This window comes from Maricaulis sp. (assembly GCF_034670125.1).
In the GTDB taxonomy this organism is placed as follows: Bacteria; Pseudomonadota; Alphaproteobacteria; order Caulobacterales; family Maricaulaceae; genus Maricaulis.
The window spans coordinates 204,715-228,427 of record NZ_JAXMOC010000004.1; the positions used below are offsets into that span (position 1 = coordinate 204,715).

A 23,713-nucleotide genomic window follows, 5' to 3' on the forward strand; every position below is an offset into this window, starting at 1 on the left:
AACCAGTGAGACCGGGACACCGCCCTGCGGTTCCCGGTTCGCTTGTTTCCAGCTCCGGCTGTACGAGTCGGCGGTCAACGTCTTGCCCCCGCCCGGGGCACTCCCCATCTGAGCCTCACCAATCAATGGGGAGACACCAAAATGAGCCTGACCCTGTCATCCGTGGCCCGCACCCAGCTGGACCAGCTCTATCGCGCACTCGACATGATCCTCGCCAAGGGCGAGGCCCATGCACGCAGCAAGGATGTGGAGGACGACATCTGGCTGAACTGGCGTCTCGCACCCGATATGTTCCCGCTGGCCCGCCAGGTGCAGCTGGTTTCTGACTTCACGGTGCGCGGCATGTCCCGGCTTGCCGGCGTCGACCCGGTCTCGATGGCCGACGATGAAACCAGTTTTGCGGCGCTGCGGGCCCGCATCGCCAAGGCCCGCGAAGCGGTCTGGGCGCTGGATGCAGCCGCCATTGACGCCGATCCGGGCGCCGACATTACCTTCCCGGCCGGACGGGACCGGGAAATGACACTGCCGCGTCAGGCCTATCTCCAGAATTTCGTTTTGACCAACGCGCTGTTTCACGCTTCCACGGTCTACAACATCGTGCGTCAGCTCGGCGCGCCGGTGGGCAAGGCCGACATGATGGGGATGGGCAACCGCTAGCCGGCCCGGTCGCGGATGATCACAAGCCGGCCGGACAGCGCCGAGCCGCATGTCCGACCGGACCCGGCCTTGGCAAGGCGTCAGCCCGGCCCTACTTCCAAAGCATGAGCCAGACAACCGACCTTCCTGAAGAGCTGCCGCTTTTTCCCTTGCAGGGTGCCATATTGCTGCCTGGCGAGATCCTGCCGCTGAATGTGTTCGAGCCCCGCTATCTGAACATGCTTGATGATGTGCGCAGGGGGAGCCGGTATCTTGGCATCATCCAGTCGCGGTCGGGCGGCGATCCGGAGCGGCCGGAACTGGCTGGTACGGGAACGGCCGGGCGACTCAAGCAGATGCAGGAAACCGATGATGGCCGTTATCTGATCAGCCTGGTCGGTGTGTCGCGCTTTCAGCTGGCCGCCGAGCTGGACCGTCAAACACCTTACCGGATGGCGAAGGTCGACTACACGCCCTATGCCGTAGACCGCCAGCCTCGGGCTGCCCTTGAGGGCGATCGAACCCAGTTCCTGCAACAGCTCGAGGCCTGGTTCGAAGCTGAGCAACTCACGGCGGACTGGTGCAGCCTGCAAGCTGCGCCACTCGCGAAACTGGTCGATCAGCTGTCAATGTCCGCGCCGTTTCCGTCGGCTGATCGGCAAGCCCTGCTGGAAGCCCGGGACCCGGCGGAGCGGCTGCAATTGATGCAGGCTCTGCTTGAAGTGGGAACAGGCGGTCGCCCGGGCGGATCCGTGCACTAGTCGCCGGGTTGGGACTACCCGCTCAGTCCTTGACGTTTGGCGTGAGGATGGCGTCGAGCCATACCCGTGCAGCCTGGCGCGAGCGACAGGCCAGGGCGAGGCCGCCGCGGGTTTCAATTTGCTCGATGATCCGGGTGGTCTGGCTGGTCTGGTCCGGGCGACATACGATGGCGGTCGGGACATGATGACAAAGCCTTGCCAGCAGCCGGGCGCGTTCGTCCCACTCGAAATCGGTGAACTCATACTGTGCCCCGCGGACGTCGAACAGGATGCCGCCGATATCCGAATTGGCCATGAAGGACTGGAAAGAGCGCCCCGGATCGCGGCCCATGTCTGACGTGCGGGTCCCCTCGGTCCGCATCTCCAGCACATGGCCATCGATACGGATTTCAAAGCCTTCCATGGAATAGGCCTGGGCCACACGCTCTCCCTTGGTTTCGCAGAAGGGGCGGTTATCGCGACAATCATGCCAAGAATAAGGCCGTTTGGCCAATTCCGGGCAATTCCCGCTCAAAGCGGCGATGCAAATTCGGGTAGCTATCCGGTCTTTCGGGCGAGCGTCGCAAAGCTGGTCGGCATGTACGGATCAAGGCGGGTCGCGTCCGGCGACCACCGGTCTTCGTAAAAACCCCCTATGGAAAAGCCGGCATCAATCTGTCCGCCGATCTGCTCCTGCAGGCTGTGCGAGTACTCCAGCGCATCTCGGTTGTTGATGCGGGCATCACGCAATTTCGCCGGCAGGTCGCGCACGGCTTCGAAGGGCAATCTGTAGCGCACGGTCAACGGCCCCCCGGCGTCCACATCGTCGTGATCGAACAGGAAAAAGTCGGGATTCATGAAGCCTGACAACAATCGTCCGTCGGCTCTGAGCACGGCCGCGCAATTGCGCCAGACCGGCTCGAGCCGGCTGGCGAAGACATTCGAGGTGGCATGAAAGACCAGGTCATAGCCTCGGTCGACCGCGCCCGAGAAATCCGTCATGTCGGCTTCGACCGTTGTCAGCGATAAATGTTCGCGGGCTGCGACTTCGGCATCCTTGGCGAGTTGGGCCGGTGACAGGTCGACGCTGGTTACTTCGGCTCCGGCTGCAGCGAGGATGGGCGCCTGCTGGCCGCCGGCACTGGCGAGGCACAACACGCGGGCGCCGGCGATGTCGCCGAACCAGTCACGTGGTACCGCCTTGTTCGGGGTCAGGATGACCGACCAGTCGCCCGAACGGGCCGCGTCGATGGTGGCCGCGTCAACGGGTTGGCACCACTCGCTTGTTCCACTGTCGCTCTCTGCGTTCCAAGCGTCGCGGTTATGGTCATGCACATCCATGAAAGCCTCCTGCAACAGGGGCGATAACCCCCCGACGCAGGTCCGGCAAGCCGTTCAGTCGGCCTTGCGGGCCTTCAGGCAGGCGCAATCCTTCATCTCCGATGTGCACAACCGGTCCAGCCATTCGTCCAGGGCGAGGGCGAGAATGCGTTGCTGGGACCAGCTCATCTGTACGGACACCGTTCCCAGCCGGCGTTTCTGCTCCGCCGTCAGCCTCACGCTGGCCCGGAATACGAGGGGCGCGTCGGGACCGGGCAGCGGGGGCGGCGAATTGGGGGCCGCCGCCCCGCTGCAACACCCGCCCTGCGGCGAAGCGGGAGCGGGTGTGTCCATAGCCGGTTGGCCCGGCTTTTGGGGACCCGTTTTCAAGCTCGACCGCGGACTGGGCGAACCGGATTTGGGCGCGACCAGGCCGTCCCCGGAACGCGGCAGATCTGCATCGCGGCGGTGTGGACGGTCGGCGTGGGAGAGCGAACCGGCTGGCTCGGGCAGGGCCGGGCTGGCCTCTCCCTTGCGGGCCAGAAGACCGGCGTGAAGGCTCGCATATTTGGCGCTCATGGCGGTGTCCTCCGTTGGGGTCAGGCGGTATAGCGGCGACCGAAGGGTTGGTGGGGCACACGGCGGCGATCGGTTTTTCCCGGCGGTGGCCCGGCGTCGGCCTGGCGCCGTTCAGCGCCGTCCCAGTTGGAATTGGCGGACAAGTCGGGGCGCGGCTGGGGACTGGCAGCGAGCGCATAGCCAGGTTGGCTTTCCAAAGCGTCCGCGTCGTCCTCGACCTCCTGGCCGGACATGCCAGCGGTTGCCGGCGACAGGATATCAGCCTCGAAGGTCGAGCGCGGCGGGCGGTCCAACAGGTCCCGCGAGCCATCCGCCCGCATCCGCATCAAGCGGTCATCCAGATAGGCCCAGAGATTGGCAACCTCGGCGGCGGACCGGCTGGTTTCGGAGACCTCGCCGACCGTGCGGCCATCAATCATCGAGGCGGCAAAGTCGACCCGGTGATGCAGGGTGACCGGTGCGACGGTACCGTGTTGGGACAGGGCGACCGCGGTCTCGCCGGTGATCCGGGCCCGGGCCGTGGCGGAATTGATGACGAAGACCAGCGGCTTGTCCTGCATCTGCACGATATCGACTGTCGGCCCGACAGCGCGCAAATCATGCGGGCTGGGCCGGGTTGGCAGGACAACCAGATCGGCATGGGTGATCACCTCGGCAATCGTCGAGGTCACCGCCGGTGGTGTGTCGATGATGATCAGGCGGTAGCCGGCCGCTTCCAGCAGCTTGATGTCGCGACCCAGATCCGGCACCGAGATACGGGCGAAGGCCGGCACGCTGCTGGCCCGGGCATTCCACCACTTGGCCATCGAGCCCTGCGGGTCGGTGTCGACCAGGGCGACGGGTCCGGCGCCGCACAGTTCGGCCTGGACCGCCATGTGGGCGGACACGGTTGTCTTGCCCGACCCGCCCTTTTGCGACGCGAATACTACCACCTGAGCCTTGCCTGTCATGACGTGACCTCTCCCGTCCGGCCGCACCCGGGCGACCTCCAGTGCGGTCATGAAAGCAGGCATGTCTTGCCCGAGGTCTAAGTACGGTTGGGGGATTTGAGTCGAAATTTCGGTGAATTGTCCCGGTCCGCCCGCGGCGGCACCCGGCATGGGGGACGGCTCATCAACCAGTCCCGCCCGTCCCGATGGCGCGGTCATGCTAGACTGGACGCTGGCAATGGAGGCTGTGACATGACCGAGACCGCGCTGAACCGCTATATCGCCCTGTTCGAGGCGCTTGAGCGTGCCCGGCCAAAGCCGGACAGCAGCGCCCGCCCGTTTGCCGCCTCTGCGCTGGTGCGCGCACCGGCAGGGGACGGCACCGTCAATGTCCGCGCCTTGACCACCCGAACCCGCGAGATCTTTCGGATCCTGAAGGAAGAGTCTGGTGGCTGGCGCGCTCCCAGTGGCACGCTGCGCTGGATCTATGCGGCGATGATGGCGGCCCAGTCGATTGACCCGCATCGCTATTTCGCCATTCGCAACGCGTTGAAGGCGACCGCCAAACCGTCTGGCACCGGCTCGCTCTATGCGGGCGGCTCACGGGCGGCCCTGGTCCTGTCGCTGTCGGATGAGAACACCGAAACGCTTATCGCGCGCTTTTACGCCATCAAGGAAGCGATCAAGCCGCCCTGGTATCGCCGTGACATGTCGGTGACCGACATGTTTGCCGCCGCGCATGCCGCCGAAGGGGCGAGCCCGAGCGAAGTGGTCGCCCGTCGCGACCAGGCCGAGGCGGTCTTTGCCGCCGATCGCGTGCTCAAGGGGCACAAGCGTGAAGGCGCCCGTCTGTGCGCCCTGATGGGCACCAGCCCGCATCAGGTGGTGGCCGGCTTCGGCGCCTTGCGCGAGGCTGTCCGGGCCGAGCGAAAGCTGCGCCACGATCACGACAAGTCTATGCTGGTCGCCTGGTCCTGCGAAGGCCTGACCGCCGCCGATATTCCCGCCTTGGCCGATATCCGCGAAGCCTTGCCGCGCCAGTGCCGCGGTGCCGGCAATGCCCGCACCCGCCTGGCCCAGCAGGTGCTGGTCGCCGACCGACCCGCCCCGCCGGCCGGCAGCCTCTCTGCCCTGACCGCTGTCATCGCCGCCCAGGCCGCCATGATGGCCGCCGTTATCGCCGGCAGTTCGGTCGCGACGACGTCGGCTGCCAGCAGCTAGGCCGATTTTCCAGTTGGGGCAGGCAGGAAGCGGAAGGCGACCATGCCCGCCAGCATGGCAGTGCCAAAAATCCAGACCGGCGGACCGCCAATGGTCAGCACGGTCAGGGCCGGGCCCGGGCAAAGGCCGACCAGCCCCCAGCCAGCGCCAAACATCACCGCGCCTGCGGCTAGCCGGACATCGATCTGGCTGGCCGTGGGTAGGGCGAAGTCACCGCCCAGAACCGGCCCGCGGCGACGCCAGGCGAGGCGGTAGCCGATCGCGGTGACGGCGAGGGCGCTGCCCATGACCAGCGCGAGGGACGGGTCCCAGGCGCCGAAGATGTCGAGAAATGCGAGCACTTTGGCCGGGTTCGTCATCTGCGCGATGACCAGGCCCAGCCCGAAAATGAGGCCGGCCAGCCCGGCGGCGAGATTGCGCATCATGTTGCCCCTCCTGCGATCAGGCCGGCGAGGCTGCCGCGCATCAGCGTCACCGTGACCATGCCGACCGCCATGAAGACCAGCACTGAGATCAGCGACCGGGCCGACAGGCGCGACAGGCCGCACACGCCGTGCCCGCTGGTACAGCCGGAGCCCAGCCTGGTGCCGAACCCGACCAACAAGCCGCCGAGGATCAGAAGCGGCCAGCTGGCCGTGATGTCGACTGCCAGGGAGGGCCTGGCCTCTCCCGGAATGAGCAGCATGATCAAGGGAGCCGCAATCATCCCGCCGAGAAAGCAGATCCGCCAGGCCCGGTCTCCCGGCGCCCCGAACAAGGCCGTGCCCAACAGCCCGCTAATCCCGGCAACGCGCCCGTTCAATGCCATCAACAAGACGGCCGACAGCCCGATCAACGTGCCGCCGATCAGCGCCGATACCGGTGTGAAATTTTCCATGTGAACCTCCGATCAGCTCAGGTCAGGACACCTTACATCAAGGCGTCGGGGCGTTGTGAAACAGTAACCGCAAGCCTGTGCCGGACGCAGCATGTCGGGATGGCGGATAGGCGGGGTAAGTGATAGCGTTACAAGACCAGACAGAGGTAGGGGCGCTTTGCGAAATGCCGATAACGCACCGGTTTGACACGACTACGGGCATTTTATTCTCCAAGGCCAGTGGCGACATCACGCCGGAGGACGGCCTGCAATCGCATCGCGAAATTGCCGACTATCGCAGCCGCCATGCCAGTCTGAAGCTGGTTGCGGATATGCGCGACGCCGCCGTTATCGCCTCCCCGGACGAGGTGCTGGCCATCATGCAGGCCTTTTTCCACATAGTCGGGCCCGATATCCCGGTGGCGCTGATTGTGCCGGATGATGCGGCCGACCCCAACCCGTTGCTCGCCCAGACCCAGGCTTTCATCGAGGGAGGCCGAATGCGTGTTTTCCATCGCGAAAATGCGGCGACGTCCTGGCTGCTTGATGGGGCGCCCCGGTCTCGGGGCTGAGCCATACCCGTTCGCAGCGGGCGCAAAGGTCCGTCCCCGGACCCGGGAAGATGGCGCAAGGCGCAGTCTGGCCCCGTTCAGGCGGTTCGGTCATTTTCCGCTCATCTTCGCCGCGCTAGTCTCATCGGCAACAATCGGGGGAATCACCATGACGATCACGCTCAGCCAGTTGACCGCCACCAGCCTCACCGCGCTTGCCTTGCTCGCGGCACCGGCCGCCGCTTTCCAGAAAGGCAGTCCACCCGCCGCGTCGGACGATTGCGACCATGTCGCCATGGCCCATTGGGGCGGCGATCCCGACAGCGGGCTGGTCGCCGAAGCGGTCACGATCTGCGGCGAGGATGGCCGCGTCCGCGCCACGCTCACCCTGGTCGCCAGTGATGGCGAGGTCCGCTTCCAGCGCCAATACCCCACTGACGAAGTCATGCTCCTCGCCTCGCCCGCCGAGGGCGACATGCCGACCCGCCTCGACTATTGGCTCGCCGCCTTCACCGACCTCGACAACACCACCCACATCCCCGGCGAGGACGCCGAATTCCCCTTCTACCCGGCTGACGGCCTGACCGACGCCGACATCAACGCCCTGCGCGACGAGGGTCGCGACATGGCCTGCTACATCCAGGGCCTGGAAAGCGCGAACTGCCTGGTGCGCGACGGCAAGGATGTCCGCGAAATCGGGGTGTGGCTGTTCCCGGGCTAGGGTCCTTCCCCACGATCAAACCACCGTCATCCCTCGGTCGCGGCAAAGCCGCGATCCGGGGGACCGCATCCACCCTGCCGGTCGTCTTGCCTCCGCCAGCGCGCCCTGATGACCACCCGGCGAGCCGAGGTCCCCCGGATGCCCGCTGCGCGGTCCCCGTGGGATGACGGAGATTGAGGGGGTGAAGCGAGGAGCGGGAATGCCGCCACCAGGTCCTTCCCCTTGATGGGAAGGTGCCCCGAAGGGGCGGAAGGGGTGAAACGCGTGAGCGTTCCGTCACCAACCGCCCATCACCCACTCCGTCTGGCCGCTGACGCGCCCAGCCACCTCGCCCATCAAGGGCGAGGACCCACTGCCCCACCTCCCACCGTCATCCCCCGGTCGCGGCATCGCCGCGATCCGGGGGACCCCATCCACCCAGCCGGTCGTCTTGCCTCCGTCAGCGCGCCCGGATGACCACCCGGACAGCCGAGGTCCCCCGGATGCCCGCTGCGCGGTCCCCGTGGGATGACGGAGATTGAGGGTGTGAACCGAGGAGCGGGAATGCCACCACCCGGTCCTTCCCCTCGATGGGGAAGGTGGGCCGGCGCGGAGCGCCGGGTCGGAAGGGGTGAAACGCGCAGCGTTCTGTCACTGACCGCCGATCACCCACTCCGTCTCGCCCTGACGGGCGATCCACCTCGCCCATCAAGGGCGAGGACCCACTGCCCCACCTCCCACCGTCATCCCACGGTCGCGGCAAAGCCGCGATCCGGGGGACCCCAGCCACCCTGCCGGTCGTCTTGCCTCCGCCAGCGCGCCCGGATGACCACCCGGCGAGCCGAGGTCCCCCGGATGCCCGCTGCGCGGTCCCCGTGGGATGACGGAGTGTTGGGAGCCAGAGTGACGTTCTGTCCCCGCTTGCGGGGGAAGTGGCCCGGTGAAAAGCACCGGGTCGAAGGGCCGAGCAAAGCGAGGAGATGCCGAGGAAAATGGTGCGTGTCAACGGTTTCCTCAGGGTGTCCTATTTTGCAGTTTACTCCCCTCTCGCACCGGCTCTATCGTTTAAGTTGCTGAAAAGAAATTTTGATTCTAGGGTTCTTAAATTCTGAAGGAGAGGGCGGTATGAGCTTCAAGGATTCTGTGTCAGGGCTGGCCGATAGATTGGCCAAAGCAAAGTCGCAAGCCGACATATCAGAGGAGGCTACCAAACAGGCCGTGATCCTTCCTTTTCTCAAGGAATTAGGGTTCGACGTTTTCGATACGACTGAAGTCATACCCGAATACACGGCAGATGTTGGTATTAGGCGAGGAGAGAAGGTTGACTATGCCGTTGCGATCAATGGCAAGATCGAGTTCATTGTGGAAGCCAAGCCTTTGAATGCGAACTTGGGTTCAGTTCAGTATAACCAGCTGTATCGGTATTTTGGTGTGACTGAGGTACGGATCGCGATCCTGACAAATGGGGCCGACTACTGGTTTTTCACGGACATCGATGCGCCCAACAAGATGGATGAGCGACCCTTCTTTAAATTCTCTCTTGAAGCCTATGACGACGGCGACCTTCGTGAATTAGAGAAATTCTCCAAGTCAGCCTTCAATATCGACCTGGTCCAAGAAACCGCAGCGGGCCTGAAGTATTCCCGACTGGCGGGAGCCTATATTACAGAGCAGATACAGAGTCCCGACGATGAGTTTGTGAAGCTGGTTGGGCGGAGCTTCTATGAAGGCAATCTGACCGCAAAAGTGGTCGAGGCCCTGAAGCCTAATATTCGCCGCGCTTTTGATGACATCATTCGGCAGCGTGTCCGCCAACGGCTTGAAGTTGCGCTCGGCGATGACGATGGGGACGAACAGGACGAGCAGGACGAGCTGGCGAGCGCAGCGCTAGTTCCGGCAAAAGGCGGGGTTCAAACCACCGACGAGGAATGGCAAGCGTTCTTTATCATACAAGCCATAGCCGCGGAGGTGACGAGTCCGTCCAATATCACAATTCGCGATGCGAAAGCCTATTGCGCAGTTCTGTTCGGCGACAATAACCGCAAACCAATCTGCCGATTGTTCCTTGAAGGGAAAACCAAGTCGATCAGCTTTTTCGATGCAGAGAAGAACGAAGAGAGGGTTCACGTCGGGGGGCCGGGTGATCTTTACCAACACCAAGCGCGGATCAAGAACGTCGTGGCGCATTACTCAGATGCGATGGGAGGCAATTAGATGCTGCGGTTGGGGCTTAGCTTCCAAGGCGGCGACGCTGATGATCATTTAGTGCCGGCGAAAGAAGCTGGTGATGCTCTTATCGGAACTTCTAACGCGTTGAACAGGGCATTTTTTCTAATGGAGTTTGGAAAAGCTCGATTTAAAGGTCCCTACTCCGAGAATTTTCAACTGTCTATTTCCGCACCACAGAAAGGAAGTCTCGAGGTTCCGTTCCTAATTGCAATTGGTGCTGGTGCAGCAGCTAACCTTACCGCGGACGCGGTTAGGGTCGGTATCCGATACCTTTTTAATAGGGGTATTGGAACTGATAACGACGAAGAGTTGGGGCCTTTAGATAAAATTGCGCCAGGGACGCTAGAATCTGCGGTTGAATCAATCGAGTCGCCATTGCGGCAGGCGCACAAGGCAATCGGTTTCGGAGTTGAGCGAATTCGGCTGAAGTCAGGCGACGATGACTTGGTGACGTTTGATGAGCGTTCGAAGTCCTTCTTAGGCGCAACTCGATTTGATCCTATGCCTGTTTCAGCCGTGGCAAGGGTCTCAAATATCAGCGGGATTGACCGTTCAGGCCGGGTGTTCTTGCCGCACATCGGTCGCAACGTGACATTCAAGATGGATGATGCAATTACGGAGTCTAGCATTGAATTCCTAATGTGGAGTCACCGGCAGTACATATTGAGGAAGCAGAATCGGGATGTGATTATTAAGTTCAACCAAATATTGGGAGGTGACGGCAAAATAAGATACATAAGAATACTACAATGTAGCGAGATAGACGAAATGTTAATGTAGTTGTCATGTGAGGCCCAGAACATTTTTATAATGGCAACAAGGATGGGTTATTTGTATTGGGTTGATGGCTTGCGGATAAGATTCGCGCAGATGTGCTACAGGTGCCATTTTCCGACGACTTTGAATTAGACGAGACTTGTGGCCCCCTCACTCCCCCCTTAACTTCAAAACCTCATCCCGCAGCCGCGCCGCTTCCTCAAACTCCAGATCCGCCGCCGCTTCGCGCATCCGCTTCTCCAGGTCCGCAATCACCGCGACCACATTATCCCCCGCCACAAATGCCGCTTGATCGGCCTCGCGCAGGCCCTTCGGCCGGCCATCGCCCTTCTTGCGGCCCTTGGCCGCCACGCCGCGACCCTTGGCTTGGGACTCCATCACTTCTTCCAGGATGTCGCTGATCCCTCTGGTGATCGTCGTCGGGGTGATGCCGTGTTCTTCGTTGTGGGCGATCTGTTTGGTGCGGCGGCGGTTGGTTTCGTCCATGGCGCGTTGCATCGAGCCGGTGATGCGGTCGGCATAGAGGATGACCTTGCTGTCGGCGTTGCGGGCGGCGCGGCCGATGGTCTGGACCAGGCTGGTTTCTGATCTGAGGAAGCCTTCCTTGTCGGCGTCGAGAATGGCGACGAGGCCGCATTCGGGGATGTCGAGGCCCTCGCGCAACAGGTTGATGCCGATCAGCACGTCATAGACACCGAGGCGGAGATCGCGGATCAGTTCGATGCGTTCGACCGTGTCGACGTCGGAATGCATGTAGCGGACCTTCAGGCCCTGCTCGTGCATGTATTCGGTCAGGTCCTCGGCCATGCGCTTGGTCAGCGTGGTGACCAGGGTGCGCAAACCCTTTTCGGCGGTGGCGCGGGCCTCGTCGATGACGTCATCGACCTGGCTGGCGCCATCTGTGGAGACCGGGCGGATCTCGACCGGCGGGTCAATCAGGCCGGTCGGGCGGATGACCTGTTCGGTGAACACGCCGCCGGTCTGGTTCAGCTCCCACTGGCCCGGCGTTGCCGAGACCGAGATGGTCTGGGGCCGCATGGCGTCCCATTCCTCGAATTTGAGCGGGCGGTTGTCGAGACAGCTCGGCAGGCGGAAACCGTGATCGGTCAGCGTCTTCTTGCGGCTGAAATCGCCCTTGTACATGGCGCCCAGCTGCGGGATCGAGACATGGCTCTCATCGGCGAAGACGAGGGCGTCTTCCGGGATGTACTCGAACAGTGTGGGCGGCGGCTCGCCCGGCTTGCGGCCGGTCAGATAGCGGGAATAGTTCTCGATGCCGGCGCACGAACCCGTGGCGCCGAGCATTTCCAGATCGAATTCGGTGCGCTGTTGCAGGCGCTGGGCTTCCAGCAGCTGGCCATTGGCCTCCATCCAGGCGAGGCGTTCCTTCAGCTCGGCCTTGATCTTGACCACCGCCTGATTGAGCGTCGGCCGCGGCGTGACGTAGTGCGAATTGGCGTAGAATTTGACCGATTTGAGCTCGGTCATGGTCTTGCCGGTCAAGGGATCGAACTCGGTGATTTGCTCGACCTCATCGCCGAAAAAGCCGATCCGCCAGGCGCGGTCATCATAGTGGGCCGGGAAGACTTCCAGATTATCGCCGCGAATGCGGAAGGTGCCGCGGATGAAGGCGGCGTCATTGCGGGTGTATTGCAGGTCGACCAGCTGGCGCGTGATGGCGCGCGGGTCGGCGATGTCGCCGGGCTTCAGCTCGAAGGTCATCGCCGTATAGGTCTCGACCGAGCCGATGCCGTAAATGCACGACACCGAGGCGACGATGATCACGTCATCGCGCTCGAGGATGGAGCGCGTCGCGGCGTGGCGCATCCGGTCGATCGCCTCGTTGATCGAGGATTCTTTCTCGATGTACGTGTCGGTGCGCGGCACATAGGCCTCGGGCATGTAGTAGTCGTAATAGGAGACGAAATACTCGACGGCGTTGTTTGGGAAGAAGCTCTTGAACTCGCCATAGAGCTGGGCGGCGAGGGTTTTGTTGGGCGCCAGGATCAAGGCCGGGCGCTGCACCGCCTCGATGATCTTGGCCATGGTGAAAGTCTTGCCGGTACCGGTGGCGCCAAGCAAGACCTGGTCGCGCTCCTCATCCTTCAGCCCGGCGACGAGTTCCTCGATCGCCTGCGGCTGGTCGCCCTTGGGGGAATACTCTGACACGCACTGGAAGCGCTGCCCGCCCTCGGACTTTTCCGGCCGGTCCGGGCGGTGCGGCGTCCATTGATCCGCCGTCGACACGCTGGTCAGCGTGTCGAGCACGAAGTCTTCCGGGGCAGTGAGGGTGTCGTCGAGGGTCAGCTTGGCCATGGGGGGAATATGTGACGGCGCGCGGGCGAGGGCCAGTGCCGCACTGCGACCTCCCTGCCACCGTGCTGTCAGGAGGGCTCATACCGTATGAGCTGCTGTTAGGCCGGTGTTCAACCGCTTGTGTCTATTGTCAGGGCAGGAGATGACGATGATCGCCCCGCTACCGCCTTCGCCAGACCGTCTCACCGTGCTGCTCGTCGATGACAGCCGCCCGGTCCGCGCCGTCATTCGCACCTTGCTCAACGGACTCGGTTTCGCCCGCGTCTTTGAAGCCGCTGATGGAGACGAGGCGCTGGTGCTGACCCATACCTGCCGACCGGATTTCGCGCTGATCGATTATGATCTCGGCCTCGCGACCGGCCTCGACCTGGCGCGGCGCCTGCGTGCTCCGGGTACCGGAGCCGCGCCGGACCTGCCGCTATTCCTGCTCGCGGCGGACGGTTTTGCCCACCTGGCGCGCGGCGCCGCGGCTGCGGGTTTTGCTGCCGTCCTGCCCAAGCCGGTCAATCCGCAAACCCTGCTCGCGGGACTTGCCGGCTGCCTCCCGGCCCCGACAGTATTGCCTGCCGCCTCGCTCCTGGGTAGTGCGGGCGCAAGCCGGAGCTGATTGATGCCGAATGAAACGCTCGCCGGACTCACCATCCTGGTGGTCGAGGATGTCACCTCGATCCGTAGCCTGGTGGTGAAACTGCTGGAGCGATTGGGGTGCGAGGCCGTGTGCGAGGCGGCAGACGGCGAAACCGCCTGGCACCATCTCAAACGGCGCAAATTCGATGCGGTTCTGCTCGATTTTGAATTGCAGAGTGATGACGGCGTCTCGATCGCCTGGCGCATTCGCGGTGATGACGGTTTGATCAACAAGGCTGTGCCGATTGTCCTGCTGACCGCGCATGACGAAGCCCGGATCGTGGAGGCGGCCAGCAAGGCCGGCGTCGATGACTATCTGGTCAAGCCGGTGATGCCGGACCGTCTCGGGCTGCGCATTCGTGCGGCGATCGACAAGCGTCAGGACAAGCTCGACCGTCAGGCGCGCAGCACGGAAGTGTCCTGGAAGGCCTGATCAGTCAGCCCGTGGCACGGCCGTTGAGTCCGGCCACTGCTCCGGGAAAATCAGCCCCTCGGTATCAAATCCGCGGGCTTGCAGCGAGGCCAGGCGCGCGTTGATAAAGGCATCGCCCGGTTGCGGCTCTCGGGCCAGGATCCACAGATACCGGCCCTGCGCCTCGGACACGATGGCCCAGCTATAGTCATCTGCGAGATCGATGATCCAGTAATCCCCGAAGAACGGACCGAAAAAGCTCACCTCCAGTTTGGCATTGCTGTCCGGGTCGGCGATCCGGGCACGGCCCTCGGCGACATCGGCCGGACCGTCCAACCCGTCTTTCCAGCAGGAATTGAGCACCCGGATCAAGCCGTCGGGACGGCGTTCATATTCCGCGATGACACCATCGCATCCGCGTTCAAACCCATGATCGGCCCGGGCGATTTCAAACCAGCGGCCCAGATAGCGATCCAGCTCCACGGCTCCGATGGTGGCGGGTGGGGTGTCGCCCGCAAGCCGGTCAGGCGGTGGCGAGGAGCAGGCGGACAGGGTCAGCAGGGCAGTGAGGGCCGCGAGGCCGGGCAGGAAGGGGCGCATGGGGACTCCGGTTCACACGTGTCCGACAGGACATGGGCCGACCCTCGCCACGGTCAAGACGGATGACCGCGAGTCGGTGTCAGCCGCCAAGGGGCATCACGCGTCGTCGTAGACGTCGGCCTCGATCACGGCATCCAGACCCAGTTCGAGGTAATCGCCCAGCATCGGTGCGCCAAGCAGATAGTCCTCGGTCGGTCCGGTGCGGCGGCTGCGGGCTTCGCGGACGGCGCGCGGAAAGTCGGGCCCTTCAAAATCACCGCGACCGATCCAGTACAGTGCCACCAGTTCGGCCTGGGCTTCCTCGTCGAGCGAGCCCAGCCAGTCCTCTATTTCGGTGCGAATCGGGTCGGTGTCGCCGGTCAGCAGGCTGTCGACGGCGTCGGTTTCACCGCTGTCGGCATCCCGCTCGAAATCGTCGATCTGTTCTTTGCTGTCATAGGCGCGGGCCCGGTCGATCAGGGTGCGCACCATTTTCTCTGCGATGTTCATGACCATGCCTCTTCAAGCTGTCGGATTGAACGCAACGCAACGTCGAAGAGGCTAGCACATTGTAGCCTGTCTGTGACCTGTCGATCCGGACAACGGCGTGCGGCAGACTGTCACCGCCGCACTCCAGCACGGTCAAGACTTGGTTAAGGCGAGCGGTGCACAATCGCCCTGTCCGTTGATTCCCTTTCGCGATTGCGAGAATTCATGTCCGGCAGTTTCGACCGCATCCGTGTTCTCATCGTTGAGGACAATGCGCACATGTCGACCATCCTGCGCACGATCCTGCAGGGGTTCGGGGTGCGCACGATCGTGGAAGTGCGCGACGCGGCCGACGCCTTCGAGACCATGCGTGACGTCAATCCGGATTTTGCCCTGGTCGACTACATGCTGGGCGACCTGAACGGGCTGGAATTCACGCGGCTGGTGCGCACCGCCTCGGACAGTGCCAACAAATACCTGCCCATCGTCATGGTCACCGGTCACACCGACCGTTCCAAGGTGATCGAGGCGATCAATGCCGGGGTCAATGAGTACCTGGCCAAACCGGTTCGTCCGGTCGACCTGTTCCACCGCATTACCGCCCTGATCGAACGGCCGCGCCGCTTCATCAAGGCGCCCACCTATTTCGGCCCCGACCGTCGCCGCCGCCAGGACCCGCGTTTCGCGGGCCCGTGGCGCCGCGAAGGCGACGACGAGAATTCAGCCGCCAGCTGAGGCCGCTCAGGCGGGGCTTTCATCCCCGACAATCGGACGTCGAAAGACCGTGCTGTTGTGTGAAGGGCACAGTTTTTCGGAATATAGATATGCGGCTGGTTCGAAGTCGACACCTGAATATTCCTCGGCAATAAGCGGCCATCATTCTCCTGGGGATTTCATGTACAAGATTTTGAGTGCAGGCGCCGCCTTGGTCGCCATCGTTAGTGTGCCTGCTCAGGCCTATGAAGTGGCCGGCGGTGAGCTGTCCTTCAATGTCGGCACGCGGTATTCCAGCGTCAGCAATATCGCCTTCCTGCAAGGCGGCGGCGTGACCGCCGATGGCGATAACAGTTTTGCCATCAATGCCGGGGCCGGCTTCGAGCGGACGTTCGGGCAGAACGGGCGCCTGTCGCTGTCCTATGGCTGGACCTCGACCCGCTATGACGCGCAGGGCAGCCGCGACAATGAGCTGCAGAGCGCTGCAGCGGTCTATACCCACCGGGTCGGCATCGCGACGCTGGGCGTCAGCCACGCGCAAGCCTGGTATGATCTGGACGGTTCGTCCTTCCTGCAAGTGTCCAGCAGCAGCGCCTTTCTCGGCGCGCCAGGCCCGTTGGGCTCGGTGCTGGTGGGACGCTACAGCCACAGCGAAACAGAGCTGGAGGGCGGCTTTGCCTTCCGCGACGCGCAGACTGACACATTCGGCCTGACGGCGCAGCGCCAGTTCGGCGCGACCACGCTGCAGATCGGCGTTTCCGCAGCTGAGGAAGACGCGGTAGCGGTCGAGCTCGATCATGACAGTCGCACGCTGACCGCCTCGCTGTCGCAGCCCGTCCTGGTGCTGGCCCAGCCGCTGCTGGTGTCGCTGAGCGGCAGCTATGCCGAGCGTGATTATGACGCCATCAACCCGGTGATCGGCATGGCCCGCGAGGACGAGCATACCCGCCTGGCCCTGTCGGTCAGCCGCAGCTTCGCCGACGGGCTCACCCTGAGCGCCTCGGTGTCCGACCTCGCTGCCACCTCCAACCTGCCCGCCGCCGACTACGACCAGAGTGTCGTCAGCGTCGGTGTGAGCATGAATTTCTAGAGACAAGGGGCTGCAGCGCCGGTCGGAGAGACGTCCGGGCGCGCGGCGAAGGAGATACAGATGAAACGCAATTTGAAACTCGCCACGGCCAAGACGCTTTTGGCCGGCGTGCTATTGGCTGTGACCGGCTGCCAGACCGTCCCTGATAATCCCAATGGAGCGGCGTGTACGACGGGGTACGCGGCCTTGGGAGTGTCGGGCAATAGTGTGATAAACAGCAACACCGGTAACGTCAGGATTCGCGCTGCCAGTGGAATCTCTTCACTGAAGCGCGAAAACGGCAACATTGTTACCGCTGTGGGGCCGGTATCGTATGCCGTCATCGTATCGCACATCATGGGAAACCTTTCGGCGAGCTCCGCTGACGCTTACATGGCGAGTAGCCCGAACGCGAACCGTGACGCTGTCGAAAAAGCCTTCGTGTTTATACGGGCCGGCGCCGAAAACGCCCGCGCCACCGGTAACCCTCCGTGGCTGAATACCGCCATGATGGTTTGGACCTACATGGGTCGTTGTTCTGCGGACGAAAACTTTGGATCCGGAGGGCAGTCTCAGGCTCAGTCACCGGCCCTGACACCGGCGCAGATCTCCGCCTTTGGCGCCCAGGCGCCGTCCGTTACCGGAGGCCTGCCGCAGGTCACACCGCCGGCCGCCCTGAATATTCCCACAATCACCGCCCCGCAGCTCGCCGACAGCACGGCGGCGCAGGCCCGTCAGCTGGTGAATGACACGATCCGCCAGATCATCACCGAGGCGGCGACCCCGGAGCCCGCTCCGGTGTGTGATGGCATCCTCATCGACGATGTGTGCGAACCTTTTTAAGGCGGAACACAAGCTTGATCGGGTCAGCCTGGTCAGACGCCCGGCTCTCTCTTGAGGGCCGGGCGTTTTGCTGTGCGTTGGAGGACGTTCCGGCGCGCGCAGGCGGGCCGTCCTGGTCTGGCCAGATCCGGGCGCGACCGCTGTCAGCCGTGTCGCGGCGCGCGTTTATCGGCCTACCACGGGGATATGGTAACCCGGCAGGTGGACGTGTCGGCCTCCATGTCTATCAGCTCGGCAGTCACGGAAATGGATTGAAGATCTGCGTGGCCGCCGTGCAAATGGGCGGACTGCCTTCGGCCCATTCGAACGCGATCGAGACCCTGTCGCCACACGCCACCGAAAAAGTCATCGTGCCGCCCAGCGCGTCATGCGGATCGTCATTTCCATTGGTATAGGTCACGATCTGGCCGGGGTTGAGGTCTGACCCCTGCAGTGGGCGCTCGTCCCAGTTGCCACCGGTCAGTTCGGCTGAGGTGAGGATCACAGGGCTGGGCGAGGCGACCCGGATCTCGACGGCGAGGCTGCGCGCAAATTCTCCCTGCAGGCGTTTGATTTTTACAGGCTTGAGCGTGTCCGGCGCGAGTGTCTGAGCGTCAACCTGGGTGAGGGGTGTCGACATCAGCGTGGCGGCCAGGGCAAATATTGACAACATGGGCAACTCTCCCCGATTGCGGCGCCGAAGTCTGGCATGTCCGGCGCTAAGATCGTCTGAAGCCGGGCAGGCTGGCTGGCGCGTCGCGCGCCGTCAACGGCCCTCAAGCGCCGCTTGCTCGACCTCAACCCGGCGATAGACCGAATACACAATCACGGCCTCATCCGCACCGACCGCCTTGCGTTTGCGGATGATGGTCGAAAAGTCGGCATTGTTGACCAGCAGGTCAGGGCCGAGATGGGTCAACTCCTCGCGCAGGATCAGGGCGGTGTCGCAGCTCAGCGGGGCGCCGCATCCGGAGCGGCAGGCAATCGCATCGGCCTGGTCCAGCAAGCCCTGCATGCGTTGAGCCGCCGCCGTATCCCCGACCAGCACCCGCCCATAGGAATCAAAGCGGATATCTTCGAGGTGATAAAGGATTCCCCATTCGCTCTGCATGTGGCTCTCCACGCTACACGCATGAAGTGTACTTGTTTTGTTCTGCCGCTTCAAGCTGCAATTCGTGACCCGTTCAGAGGGCGGCAAGCGCGGCGCTGATCTCGGCCTCGGTCGTGCACCAACTCGTCACAAAGCGCGCCGACCCGTCCGGCCATTGGTAGAACCGGGCGCCGGCGTCGCGCAGTTGTGCGGCGCGCGTCTCGGTCAGCCGGACGAAGATCTCGTTGCCATCGACCGGGTGCAGCACGTCCGCCCCGTCCCTGGCGGCAAAGCCATCCGCCAACGCGCGCGCGCGTGCATTGGCGCTTCGCGCGAGATCAAGCCAGAGATCATCCTTGAGCCAGGCCTCGAACTGGGCCGCCATGAATCGCATCTTGGGGGCCATGTGACCGGCGCGTTTCTGGCGGGCCTGAAGTTCTTCGAAGCGATCCATGACCGACGGGAAGAGGATCACCGCCTCAGCGCCCAGGGCGCCATTCTTGGTGGCGCCAAAGCACAGCGCATCGACCCCGGCCTTCCAGGTCAGTTCGGCCGGGCTGCAGCCCAGCGTGACAAGGGCATTGGCAAAACGGGCACCATCCATGTGAACGCAGGCGGGCCGTTCCTTCACCCGGCGGGCGCGGTCTGCGACTTCAGCCGGCGTGTAGGCGGTGCCGCTCTCGCTCAGATTGGACAGGGACAGCACACGAACCGGGCTGGTATGGACAAACCCTTCGGGGATTTCCGCCAGCGCCCGTTCAAGTCCGTTCATCCCGATTTTCGCATGGTCGCCGGGCAGCGGAATCAGCTTGCCGCCGCCGGTGAAGAATTCCGGCGCGCCGCGCTCGTCACGGTGTATGTGCGCCTCGTCATGACACAGGATTGCGCCATGCGGCGGGCACAGCACCGACAGCGCCAATGCATTCGACGCCGTCCCGGAGACCGCGAACAGCACTTTCAGGTCGGTCTCGAATATGTCTTTCAGGCGCGTTTCGACCTGGGCCGACAGGGGATCGGCCCCATAGGACGCGGCAAAATCGCGATTGGCCGCGGCAATCGCGTCGATCAGGGCCGGATGGGCGGGGGCGGTGGTGTCAGAGAGAAAATTCATGAGTCGCAATGGACAGACCGTGGCGGCTGACGTCAATCGCGGAAGGCGGGGTCGGGAACCAATGGCGGCAGGGTGTCGCGCATCTGGTCAGCCGACGAAGTCGGGCGAGCGCTGGCATCGGCCATCGTCGGCTGTCCGCGCAGATCCCGCCCGGGATAGGGATTGTCGTCGAACAGGGCGCGGATCTGGTCCGCCGTCAGGTTGATCATCGCCGCGCTGGCCCGTTCCCGGTTTTCCTCGCTGGTAAATTGCAGCATCGGCAGATCGTCATTGCCGTCGGACAGCGGGCATGCGACCGCAACCCGGTTGGCGGTCGAGGTCGACTGGCAGAACACCGAACGCAGGGCGAACTCCGTATTGCTGCCGCTGTCAGGGAAGGGGATCGCCTGGCGGTCGTCATTGAACGGATTGACGTCGCTGAGGATATTGGGAGCCTCGATCGCGGGGGCGGCCGTGGTCGGCGCGCTTGCCTCTGCGACAGCTTCGGGTGCCGTGACGATCTCGGCAGGTGTCTCGGCGACGGTGTCCGGCTCGGTCTCCGGGATGGTTTCCGGCGCGATCTCGGGTTCGGCCTGCGGCACAGGTTCGGGCTCGGGCTCGATTTGTGGCTCGGCGATCGGGTCCGGCAGCGATACGAAGACGAGGTCCACGACTGTCACCTCGGGACTCTGCGGTTCGGGACGCTCCGGTTCTGGACGGGGCGCGAAAAGCAGGCCGATGATGATCAGGAAGTTTGCGGCAAGCGCAAGCGCACCGGCCGTCAGACGGCGGCGCAAGGCATCGGAAAGGGGCGTTAACAACACCACGCCCGGTTCATCCTCTCGCTCGGCCCCCGCCGTCACCCGACCTGCTTAGACCAGTGCGTCGCCGGATGCCAGAGAGATGGCGCGGGTGAACTGTTCAGAGCGTGGTCACCGGTTCGGCCCAGACAACATAGCGGTCCGGACCGGGTAGCAGGCTGCCGAACGGCCAGCAGGTGACCAGAGCCAGACGGGACGGGCCGATCGCTGGTTCGATGCCGGAGCGAGCGGCGTCAACGACTTCGGTGGTGGTGACACGATAGTGAAGGGGAGCACCTTCAGCCCGCTCTACAATCACGATGTCACCAGGGGTCAGCCGTTCGAGGAAGGCAAAATGGGTGTCACGATGGGCGGCGATGACGCTGACCCCGGCCTCGCCGGGCCGGGCGGCCGCGTAGAGCAGGGCCGGTCCGAAGGCGAGGGCCTCGCCGCCGCCATCGGACAGGACGATCGCGTGTTCGCCAAGAGACGGGACGGAGAGTCGCGCCACGGGCCGAAAATCGGCCCAGGGCCATGGTGTGGACGCGGACTCTCCGTCGATTGCGCGGGTCCAGGCCTGTGCAAGCAGAACCTGCGCAATATCAGCCTTCACCCCCAGCCAGGTCCCCTGCGCAAAGACAGTGAGACCGGTCGCCAACAGGCCGAGGGCCACAAGGCGGGAGGGAGGAAAGCGGAAGGCGGCAAAGCGGATCACCACAAGCGCTCCTCGCGCCGGGTGATCAGCCAGATCAGGGCGAGGACCATCATCAGGCCGCCCAGGATCAGGAAGATTTCGCGCGGCGTTGCCGTGGCGGGCAGGGCCAGTCCGGCGCTGCCAGCGGCGGTTCCATCGGTCATTGGCGCAGGCCGTGCGGCGAACAGTCGGGCATCGGCGGAGGCGTGGCGGACCGCGGGCGCATGCTCGCGTTCGACGGCGTTCAGGTTCCAGCCGTCCGGCACCATCGCAGGGACCTCACGGCTCGCCAACGCAGTCTCATCCGGTCGGGCCGGAGTCACATCAACCGCGACCAGGCTTGTCAGTCGGGACACCAGGCTGAAGGCGAGGGCGGTTTCCAGAACGGCCGCGTCGATGCGGTTGGCGGGGACATCCTGGAAGCGGGTCTCCTCGAGGGCGCGAATGCGATTGCGACCGAACAGGGTGGCGATTCCGTGGCCGTCCCGGGCGTCTGCCAGTGAAAGGGTCTGGCGCCACGGCGCGTCGGCGGTTTGACCTTCGATGACCATGTATCCGTCGCGGCCGGCCAGGCGGGCGGTCAGCGTGACCGGTTCCCCATGATAGAGGTCGGGCAGCGGCGCCGGCCAGATCTCGCTCAGCGATCCGTCCGGGAACAGCGCGTCCAGATCGGTCATGACCGGGCGTTCCAGCGCGGTGAACAGTTCGGCCATGCGCGCCTCGACTTCGCTGACCTGTCCGATTTGCGTGGCGGTGCCACGGCCGAGACGGGCGGCGCGGCTCATGAAATAGCCGTTCGGTGCCGATCCGATTCCGACCGGGAACAGGCGTGAGCGACCGAGCCCGGCCTCGATGGCGGCGAAAAGTTCTGCTTCATTGCCGATCGCGCCGTCGGTCAGGAAGACGATCTGGCGGACGCGGCTGTCATCATCGGGGCTGGCATCGTGCAGGGCCGCGTTGAGGGCCGGCAGCATGACCGTGCCGCCTTGCGCCTCCAGCCTGCGGGCAAAGGCGAGGGCGATGGCGACATTGCCCCGGGTGGCATCAACCGCCTGCGGGAAGACCTGCTCCATCGTGTTGTCAAAGCGGATGACATTGAAGCGGTCGCCTGGCTCCAGGCGTTGCAGGGCCGTGATCAGCGCGGCGCGGGCCTGGCGCATGGAGGCGCCGCCCATCGACCCGGAATTGTCGATCACGAAAATGGTCTCGCGAGCTCGCCGCGGCGTGTCGTTTCCCAGCTCCGCTGGCGGCAGGACCTGGGCCAGCAAATAGGTCTCGCCCTGCCACTCTTCGACAAAAAGGGCGGCGCTGGCGGCCGTCGGGTTGGCCGGGCGCCAGGTCAGGACAAAATCGTGATTGGCCGGTATCGGGCCGTCGGCAAGGGTGATGCGGGCGGAACCATCGGTTTGTCGTTCGACCAGGGTGGCATGGTAGAGGCTGGCGATATCGCCCAGCGCAAAGCCGGCGTCGAGGCGGGCGGTGATCGTGACGGGCAGGCGCAGCCGGTCGCGCGGTTCGGCCGAGGATGGCATGACAGGCGGGGTAATGCGGGACGCGTCGGACACAGCGGGGCTGTTGGTCGACACCATCTGTAATCCGTCACCGTCCGGAATATAGCGCGGGGTCAGACCGAGTGGCTGGGTCAGCCGGTAGCGACCGTCGGAAAATCGCGCCACGTCCTGATACTCGAACTGGACGATGATGGTCTCGCCCGGCCCGATATTGGCGACCGAGGTAGTGAACATGTTGGGTCGCTCCTGCTCGACCAGGCTGGCGCGCTGGCCGTTGGCACGGGCGGCCTCATACGTCCGGCGGGCGGCCTGGCGTTCCTGGATTTCGCCTTCGATGAAGCGGTCGCCGACTTGCATGCGCAGCCGGTCGACACCGCTGTCTTCCGGCATCGGAAACACATAGGTGGCTTCGACCCAGGCGTCGGTCGGGTTCTCGAAACGCTGGGTAATGGTGGCGCGCACGACCGGTCCGGAGATGTCGAAACTGATATCGGTCGCCACCATCGGTGCGGGAATGTAGCGGCCGGGCTGTATGGTCTTGATGAGGAGGGCGCCCTCATTGATCTCGGACAGGCGGACCATGTCACTTTCACCGATCTCGACCGGGTCGGGCACATCCGCTCGCGCGTCCGACCAGAGCAGCGCCGAGGCGGCGAGCACCGCGATGGCGAGTGTGAGCGCGAACCAGGCCTGTGAGCCTGCCGGATGATGCGTGTGTGCGGCCGCCATGCGAACCTCCCCGTCATGTGCCGGTCGCCTCGCGTTGCGAGGGTGCGTGCGGGGCGACCGGCTTCCCTGTCCACGGTCACGCTGTGCCCCGATCGCGATTGGGACAGGGCGGTAATGCGGCGATTGCGGGGAAAATTGGGGCCATGTCAGGGCGGTCGCCCGGGGTCGACATGATGGCGAGCCATGCATATTCGCTGCCTTGGCATGGCGATCTTGCACGGCTGGGGGATTGG

The 23,713-nt window shown here is 63.9% G+C and carries 27 protein-coding genes; 12 read left to right on the forward strand and 15 right to left on the reverse strand.

What is annotated here, in order from left to right:
- Nucleotides 1–141: 141 nt before the first annotated feature.
- Together VOI18_RS09620 and VOI18_RS09625 are read left to right on the forward strand one after the other, a co-directional pair.
- Nucleotides 142–657, forward strand: a complete 516-nt coding sequence (locus VOI18_RS09620; RefSeq protein WP_323762190.1) for a DUF1993 domain-containing protein — start codon at nt 142–144, stop codon at nt 655–657.
- 104 nt (nt 658–761) lie between these two features.
- Entirely contained in the window at nt 762–1,397 is a 636-nt protein-coding gene (locus VOI18_RS09625) for an LON peptidase substrate-binding domain-containing protein (RefSeq protein ID WP_323762191.1), read from the forward strand.
- A gap of 22 nt (nt 1,398–1,419) precedes the next feature.
- On the opposite strand, the gene VOI18_RS09630 is transcribed toward VOI18_RS09625, so the two are convergent.
- The 4 genes from VOI18_RS09630 to VOI18_RS09645 all read right to left on the reverse strand — a co-directional run bounded on the left by VOI18_RS09630 (nt 1,420) and on the right by VOI18_RS09645 (nt 4,225).
- Entirely contained in the window at nt 1,420–1,818 is a 399-nt protein-coding gene (locus VOI18_RS09630) for a hypothetical protein (protein ID WP_323762192.1), read from the reverse strand.
- A gap of 116 nt (nt 1,819–1,934) precedes the next feature.
- Nucleotides 1,935–2,717 (reverse strand): class I SAM-dependent methyltransferase, encoded by a 783-nt coding sequence (locus VOI18_RS09635; RefSeq protein WP_323762193.1) that lies wholly within the window; start codon nt 2,715–2,717, stop codon nt 1,935–1,937.
- 54 nt (nt 2,718–2,771) lie between these two features.
- Entirely contained in the window at nt 2,772–3,275 is a 504-nt protein-coding gene (locus VOI18_RS09640; RefSeq protein WP_323762194.1) for a hypothetical protein, read from the reverse strand.
- Nucleotides 3,276–3,295: 20 nt separating this feature from the next.
- A complete protein-coding gene (locus VOI18_RS09645) occupies nt 3,296–4,225 on the reverse strand; it encodes a ParA family protein (protein WP_323762195.1) in 930 nt (309 codons plus the stop codon).
- Nucleotides 4,226–4,456: 231 nt separating this feature from the next.
- Here VOI18_RS09645 and VOI18_RS09650 point away from each other — a divergent pair, with 231 nt between their 5' ends.
- On the forward strand, nt 4,457–5,425 hold the full coding sequence (locus tag VOI18_RS09650) for a hypothetical protein (protein ID WP_323762196.1): 969 nt from the start codon (nt 4,457–4,459) through the stop codon (nt 5,423–5,425).
- Here VOI18_RS09650 and VOI18_RS09655 read toward each other — a convergent pair.
- Nucleotides 5,422–5,850 carry a DUF6691 family protein gene (locus VOI18_RS09655; protein WP_323762197.1) on the reverse strand — a complete coding sequence of 143 codons (429 nt, stop codon included), beginning with the start codon at nt 5,848–5,850 and terminating at the stop codon, nt 5,422–5,424. The genes VOI18_RS09650 and VOI18_RS09655 overlap by 4 nt on opposite strands.
- Nucleotides 5,847–6,302 carry a YeeE/YedE family protein gene (locus tag VOI18_RS09660; RefSeq protein WP_323762198.1) on the reverse strand — a complete coding sequence of 152 codons (456 nt, stop codon included), beginning with the start codon at nt 6,300–6,302 and terminating at the stop codon, nt 5,847–5,849. Before VOI18_RS09660 ends, VOI18_RS09655 begins: the two co-directional genes overlap by 4 nt.
- Before the next feature lie 164 nt (nt 6,303–6,466).
- Between VOI18_RS09660 and VOI18_RS09665 the strand changes: the two genes are divergently transcribed.
- The 4 genes from VOI18_RS09665 to VOI18_RS09680 all read left to right on the forward strand — a co-directional run bounded on the left by VOI18_RS09665 (nt 6,467) and on the right by VOI18_RS09680 (nt 10,541).
- Nucleotides 6,467–6,853 (forward strand): hypothetical protein, encoded by a 387-nt coding sequence (locus VOI18_RS09665; RefSeq protein ID WP_323762199.1) that lies wholly within the window; start codon nt 6,467–6,469, stop codon nt 6,851–6,853.
- 148 nt (nt 6,854–7,001) lie between these two features.
- A complete protein-coding gene (locus VOI18_RS09670; protein WP_323762200.1) occupies nt 7,002–7,553 on the forward strand; it encodes a hypothetical protein in 552 nt (183 codons plus the stop codon).
- A gap of 1,104 nt (nt 7,554–8,657) precedes the next feature.
- Entirely contained in the window at nt 8,658–9,746 is a 1,089-nt protein-coding gene (locus VOI18_RS09675; RefSeq protein WP_323762201.1) for a type I restriction endonuclease, read from the forward strand.
- The gene (locus tag VOI18_RS09680; RefSeq protein ID WP_323762202.1) at nt 9,747–10,541 is read left to right on the forward strand and encodes a hypothetical protein; all 795 of its coding nucleotides are present in this window, start codon (nt 9,747–9,749) and stop codon (nt 10,539–10,541) included.
- Nucleotides 10,542–10,688: 147 nt separating this feature from the next.
- Here the strand turns inward: VOI18_RS09680 and uvrB are convergent, their stop codons facing one another.
- The gene (gene uvrB, locus VOI18_RS09685) at nt 10,689–12,854 is read right to left on the reverse strand and encodes an excinuclease ABC subunit UvrB (RefSeq protein ID WP_323762203.1); all 2,166 of its coding nucleotides are present in this window, start codon (nt 12,852–12,854) and stop codon (nt 10,689–10,691) included.
- Nucleotides 12,855–13,002: 148 nt separating this feature from the next.
- Here uvrB and VOI18_RS09690 point away from each other — a divergent pair, with 148 nt between their 5' ends.
- Together VOI18_RS09690 and VOI18_RS09695 are read left to right on the forward strand one after the other, a co-directional pair.
- A complete protein-coding gene (locus VOI18_RS09690) occupies nt 13,003–13,461 on the forward strand; it encodes a response regulator (protein ID WP_323762204.1) in 459 nt (152 codons plus the stop codon).
- Nucleotides 13,462–13,464: 3 nt separating this feature from the next.
- Nucleotides 13,465–13,914, forward strand: coding sequence for a response regulator (locus tag VOI18_RS09695; RefSeq protein WP_323762205.1), 450 nt, complete (start codon nt 13,465–13,467; stop codon nt 13,912–13,914).
- Here VOI18_RS09695 and VOI18_RS09700 read toward each other — a convergent pair whose 3' ends face one another.
- Nucleotides 13,915–14,493 (reverse strand): lipocalin family protein, encoded by a 579-nt coding sequence (locus tag VOI18_RS09700; protein ID WP_323762206.1) that lies wholly within the window; start codon nt 14,491–14,493, stop codon nt 13,915–13,917.
- Nucleotides 14,494–14,589: 96 nt separating this feature from the next.
- Nucleotides 14,590–14,982 (reverse strand): DUF3775 domain-containing protein, encoded by a 393-nt coding sequence (locus tag VOI18_RS09705; RefSeq protein WP_323762207.1) that lies wholly within the window; start codon nt 14,980–14,982, stop codon nt 14,590–14,592.
- A 204-nt stretch (nt 14,983–15,186) separates the two neighbouring features.
- On the opposite strand from VOI18_RS09705, the gene VOI18_RS09710 reads away from it, so the two are divergent.
- From VOI18_RS09710 to VOI18_RS09720, 3 genes are all read left to right on the forward strand, one after another.
- Nucleotides 15,187–15,696, forward strand: a complete 510-nt coding sequence (locus VOI18_RS09710; RefSeq protein WP_323762208.1) for a response regulator — start codon at nt 15,187–15,189, stop codon at nt 15,694–15,696.
- Nucleotides 15,697–15,856: 160 nt separating this feature from the next.
- Nucleotides 15,857–16,765 carry a hypothetical protein gene (locus VOI18_RS09715; protein WP_323762209.1) on the forward strand — a complete coding sequence of 303 codons (909 nt, stop codon included), beginning with the start codon at nt 15,857–15,859 and terminating at the stop codon, nt 16,763–16,765.
- A gap of 60 nt (nt 16,766–16,825) precedes the next feature.
- Nucleotides 16,826–17,587 carry a hypothetical protein gene (locus tag VOI18_RS09720; RefSeq protein WP_323762210.1) on the forward strand — a complete coding sequence of 254 codons (762 nt, stop codon included), beginning with the start codon at nt 16,826–16,828 and terminating at the stop codon, nt 17,585–17,587.
- 238 nt (nt 17,588–17,825) lie between these two features.
- On the opposite strand, the gene VOI18_RS09725 is transcribed toward VOI18_RS09720, so the two are convergent.
- From VOI18_RS09725 to VOI18_RS09750, 6 genes are all read right to left on the reverse strand, one after another.
- Entirely contained in the window at nt 17,826–18,239 is a 414-nt protein-coding gene (locus VOI18_RS09725) for a hypothetical protein (RefSeq protein WP_323762211.1), read from the reverse strand.
- A 93-nt stretch (nt 18,240–18,332) separates the two neighbouring features.
- Complete coding sequence (locus tag VOI18_RS09730; protein WP_323762212.1) at nt 18,333–18,677, reverse strand: hypothetical protein; 345 nt, start codon at nt 18,675–18,677, stop codon at nt 18,333–18,335.
- Nucleotides 18,678–18,750: 73 nt separating this feature from the next.
- Entirely contained in the window at nt 18,751–19,767 is a 1,017-nt protein-coding gene (locus tag VOI18_RS09735) for a threonine aldolase family protein (protein WP_323762213.1), read from the reverse strand.
- Nucleotides 19,768–19,799: 32 nt separating this feature from the next.
- Nucleotides 19,800–20,570, reverse strand: coding sequence for a hypothetical protein (locus VOI18_RS09740; RefSeq protein WP_323762214.1), 771 nt, complete (start codon nt 20,568–20,570; stop codon nt 19,800–19,802).
- A 97-nt stretch (nt 20,571–20,667) separates the two neighbouring features.
- Complete coding sequence (locus tag VOI18_RS09745; RefSeq protein WP_323762215.1) at nt 20,668–21,261, reverse strand: class GN sortase; 594 nt, start codon at nt 21,259–21,261, stop codon at nt 20,668–20,670.
- Nucleotides 21,258–23,480, reverse strand: a complete 2,223-nt coding sequence (locus VOI18_RS09750; RefSeq protein WP_323762216.1) for a marine proteobacterial sortase target protein — start codon at nt 23,478–23,480, stop codon at nt 21,258–21,260. Before VOI18_RS09750 ends, VOI18_RS09745 begins: the two co-directional genes overlap by 4 nt.
- Nucleotides 23,481–23,713: the final 233 nt, after the last annotated feature.

Coding starts and splice junctions, on each gene's coding strand:
- VOI18_RS09620 (WP_323762190.1), top strand. CDS start 142: ATGAGCCTGACCCTGTCATCCGTGGCCCGCACCCAGCTGGACCAGCTC.
- VOI18_RS09625 (WP_323762191.1), top strand. CDS start 762: ATGAGCCAGACAACCGACCTTCCTGAAGAGCTGCCGCTTTTTCCCTTG.
- VOI18_RS09635 (WP_323762193.1), bottom strand. CDS start 2,717: ATGGATGTGCATGACCATAACCGCGACGCTTGGAACGCAGAGAGCGAC.
- VOI18_RS09640 (WP_323762194.1), bottom strand. CDS start 3,275: ATGAGCGCCAAATATGCGAGCCTTCACGCCGGTCTTCTGGCCCGCAAG.
- VOI18_RS09645 (WP_323762195.1), bottom strand. CDS start 4,225: ATGACAGGCAAGGCTCAGGTGGTAGTATTCGCGTCGCAAAAGGGCGGG.
- VOI18_RS09650 (WP_323762196.1), top strand. CDS start 4,457: ATGACCGAGACCGCGCTGAACCGCTATATCGCCCTGTTCGAGGCGCTT.
- VOI18_RS09655 (WP_323762197.1), bottom strand. CDS start 5,850: ATGATGCGCAATCTCGCCGCCGGGCTGGCCGGCCTCATTTTCGGGCTG.
- VOI18_RS09660 (WP_323762198.1), bottom strand. CDS start 6,302: ATGGAAAATTTCACACCGGTATCGGCGCTGATCGGCGGCACGTTGATC.
- VOI18_RS09665 (WP_323762199.1), top strand. CDS start 6,467: ATGCCGATAACGCACCGGTTTGACACGACTACGGGCATTTTATTCTCC.
- VOI18_RS09670 (WP_323762200.1), top strand. CDS start 7,002: ATGACGATCACGCTCAGCCAGTTGACCGCCACCAGCCTCACCGCGCTT.
- VOI18_RS09675 (WP_323762201.1), top strand. CDS start 8,658: ATGAGCTTCAAGGATTCTGTGTCAGGGCTGGCCGATAGATTGGCCAAA.
- VOI18_RS09680 (WP_323762202.1), top strand. CDS start 9,747: ATGCTGCGGTTGGGGCTTAGCTTCCAAGGCGGCGACGCTGATGATCAT.
- uvrB (WP_323762203.1), bottom strand. CDS start 12,854: ATGGCCAAGCTGACCCTCGACGACACCCTCACTGCCCCGGAAGACTTC.
- VOI18_RS09690 (WP_323762204.1), top strand. CDS start 13,003: ATGATCGCCCCGCTACCGCCTTCGCCAGACCGTCTCACCGTGCTGCTC.
- VOI18_RS09695 (WP_323762205.1), top strand. CDS start 13,465: ATGCCGAATGAAACGCTCGCCGGACTCACCATCCTGGTGGTCGAGGAT.
- VOI18_RS09700 (WP_323762206.1), bottom strand. CDS start 14,493: ATGCGCCCCTTCCTGCCCGGCCTCGCGGCCCTCACTGCCCTGCTGACC.
- VOI18_RS09705 (WP_323762207.1), bottom strand. CDS start 14,982: ATGAACATCGCAGAGAAAATGGTGCGCACCCTGATCGACCGGGCCCGC.
- VOI18_RS09710 (WP_323762208.1), top strand. CDS start 15,187: ATGTCCGGCAGTTTCGACCGCATCCGTGTTCTCATCGTTGAGGACAAT.
- VOI18_RS09715 (WP_323762209.1), top strand. CDS start 15,857: ATGTACAAGATTTTGAGTGCAGGCGCCGCCTTGGTCGCCATCGTTAGT.
- VOI18_RS09720 (WP_323762210.1), top strand. CDS start 16,826: ATGAAACGCAATTTGAAACTCGCCACGGCCAAGACGCTTTTGGCCGGC.
- VOI18_RS09725 (WP_323762211.1), bottom strand. CDS start 18,239: ATGTTGTCAATATTTGCCCTGGCCGCCACGCTGATGTCGACACCCCTC.
- VOI18_RS09730 (WP_323762212.1), bottom strand. CDS start 18,677: ATGCAGAGCGAATGGGGAATCCTTTATCACCTCGAAGATATCCGCTTT.
- VOI18_RS09735 (WP_323762213.1), bottom strand. CDS start 19,767: ATGAATTTTCTCTCTGACACCACCGCCCCCGCCCATCCGGCCCTGATC.
- VOI18_RS09750 (WP_323762216.1), bottom strand. CDS start 23,480: ATGGCGGCCGCACACACGCATCATCCGGCAGGCTCACAGGCCTGGTTC.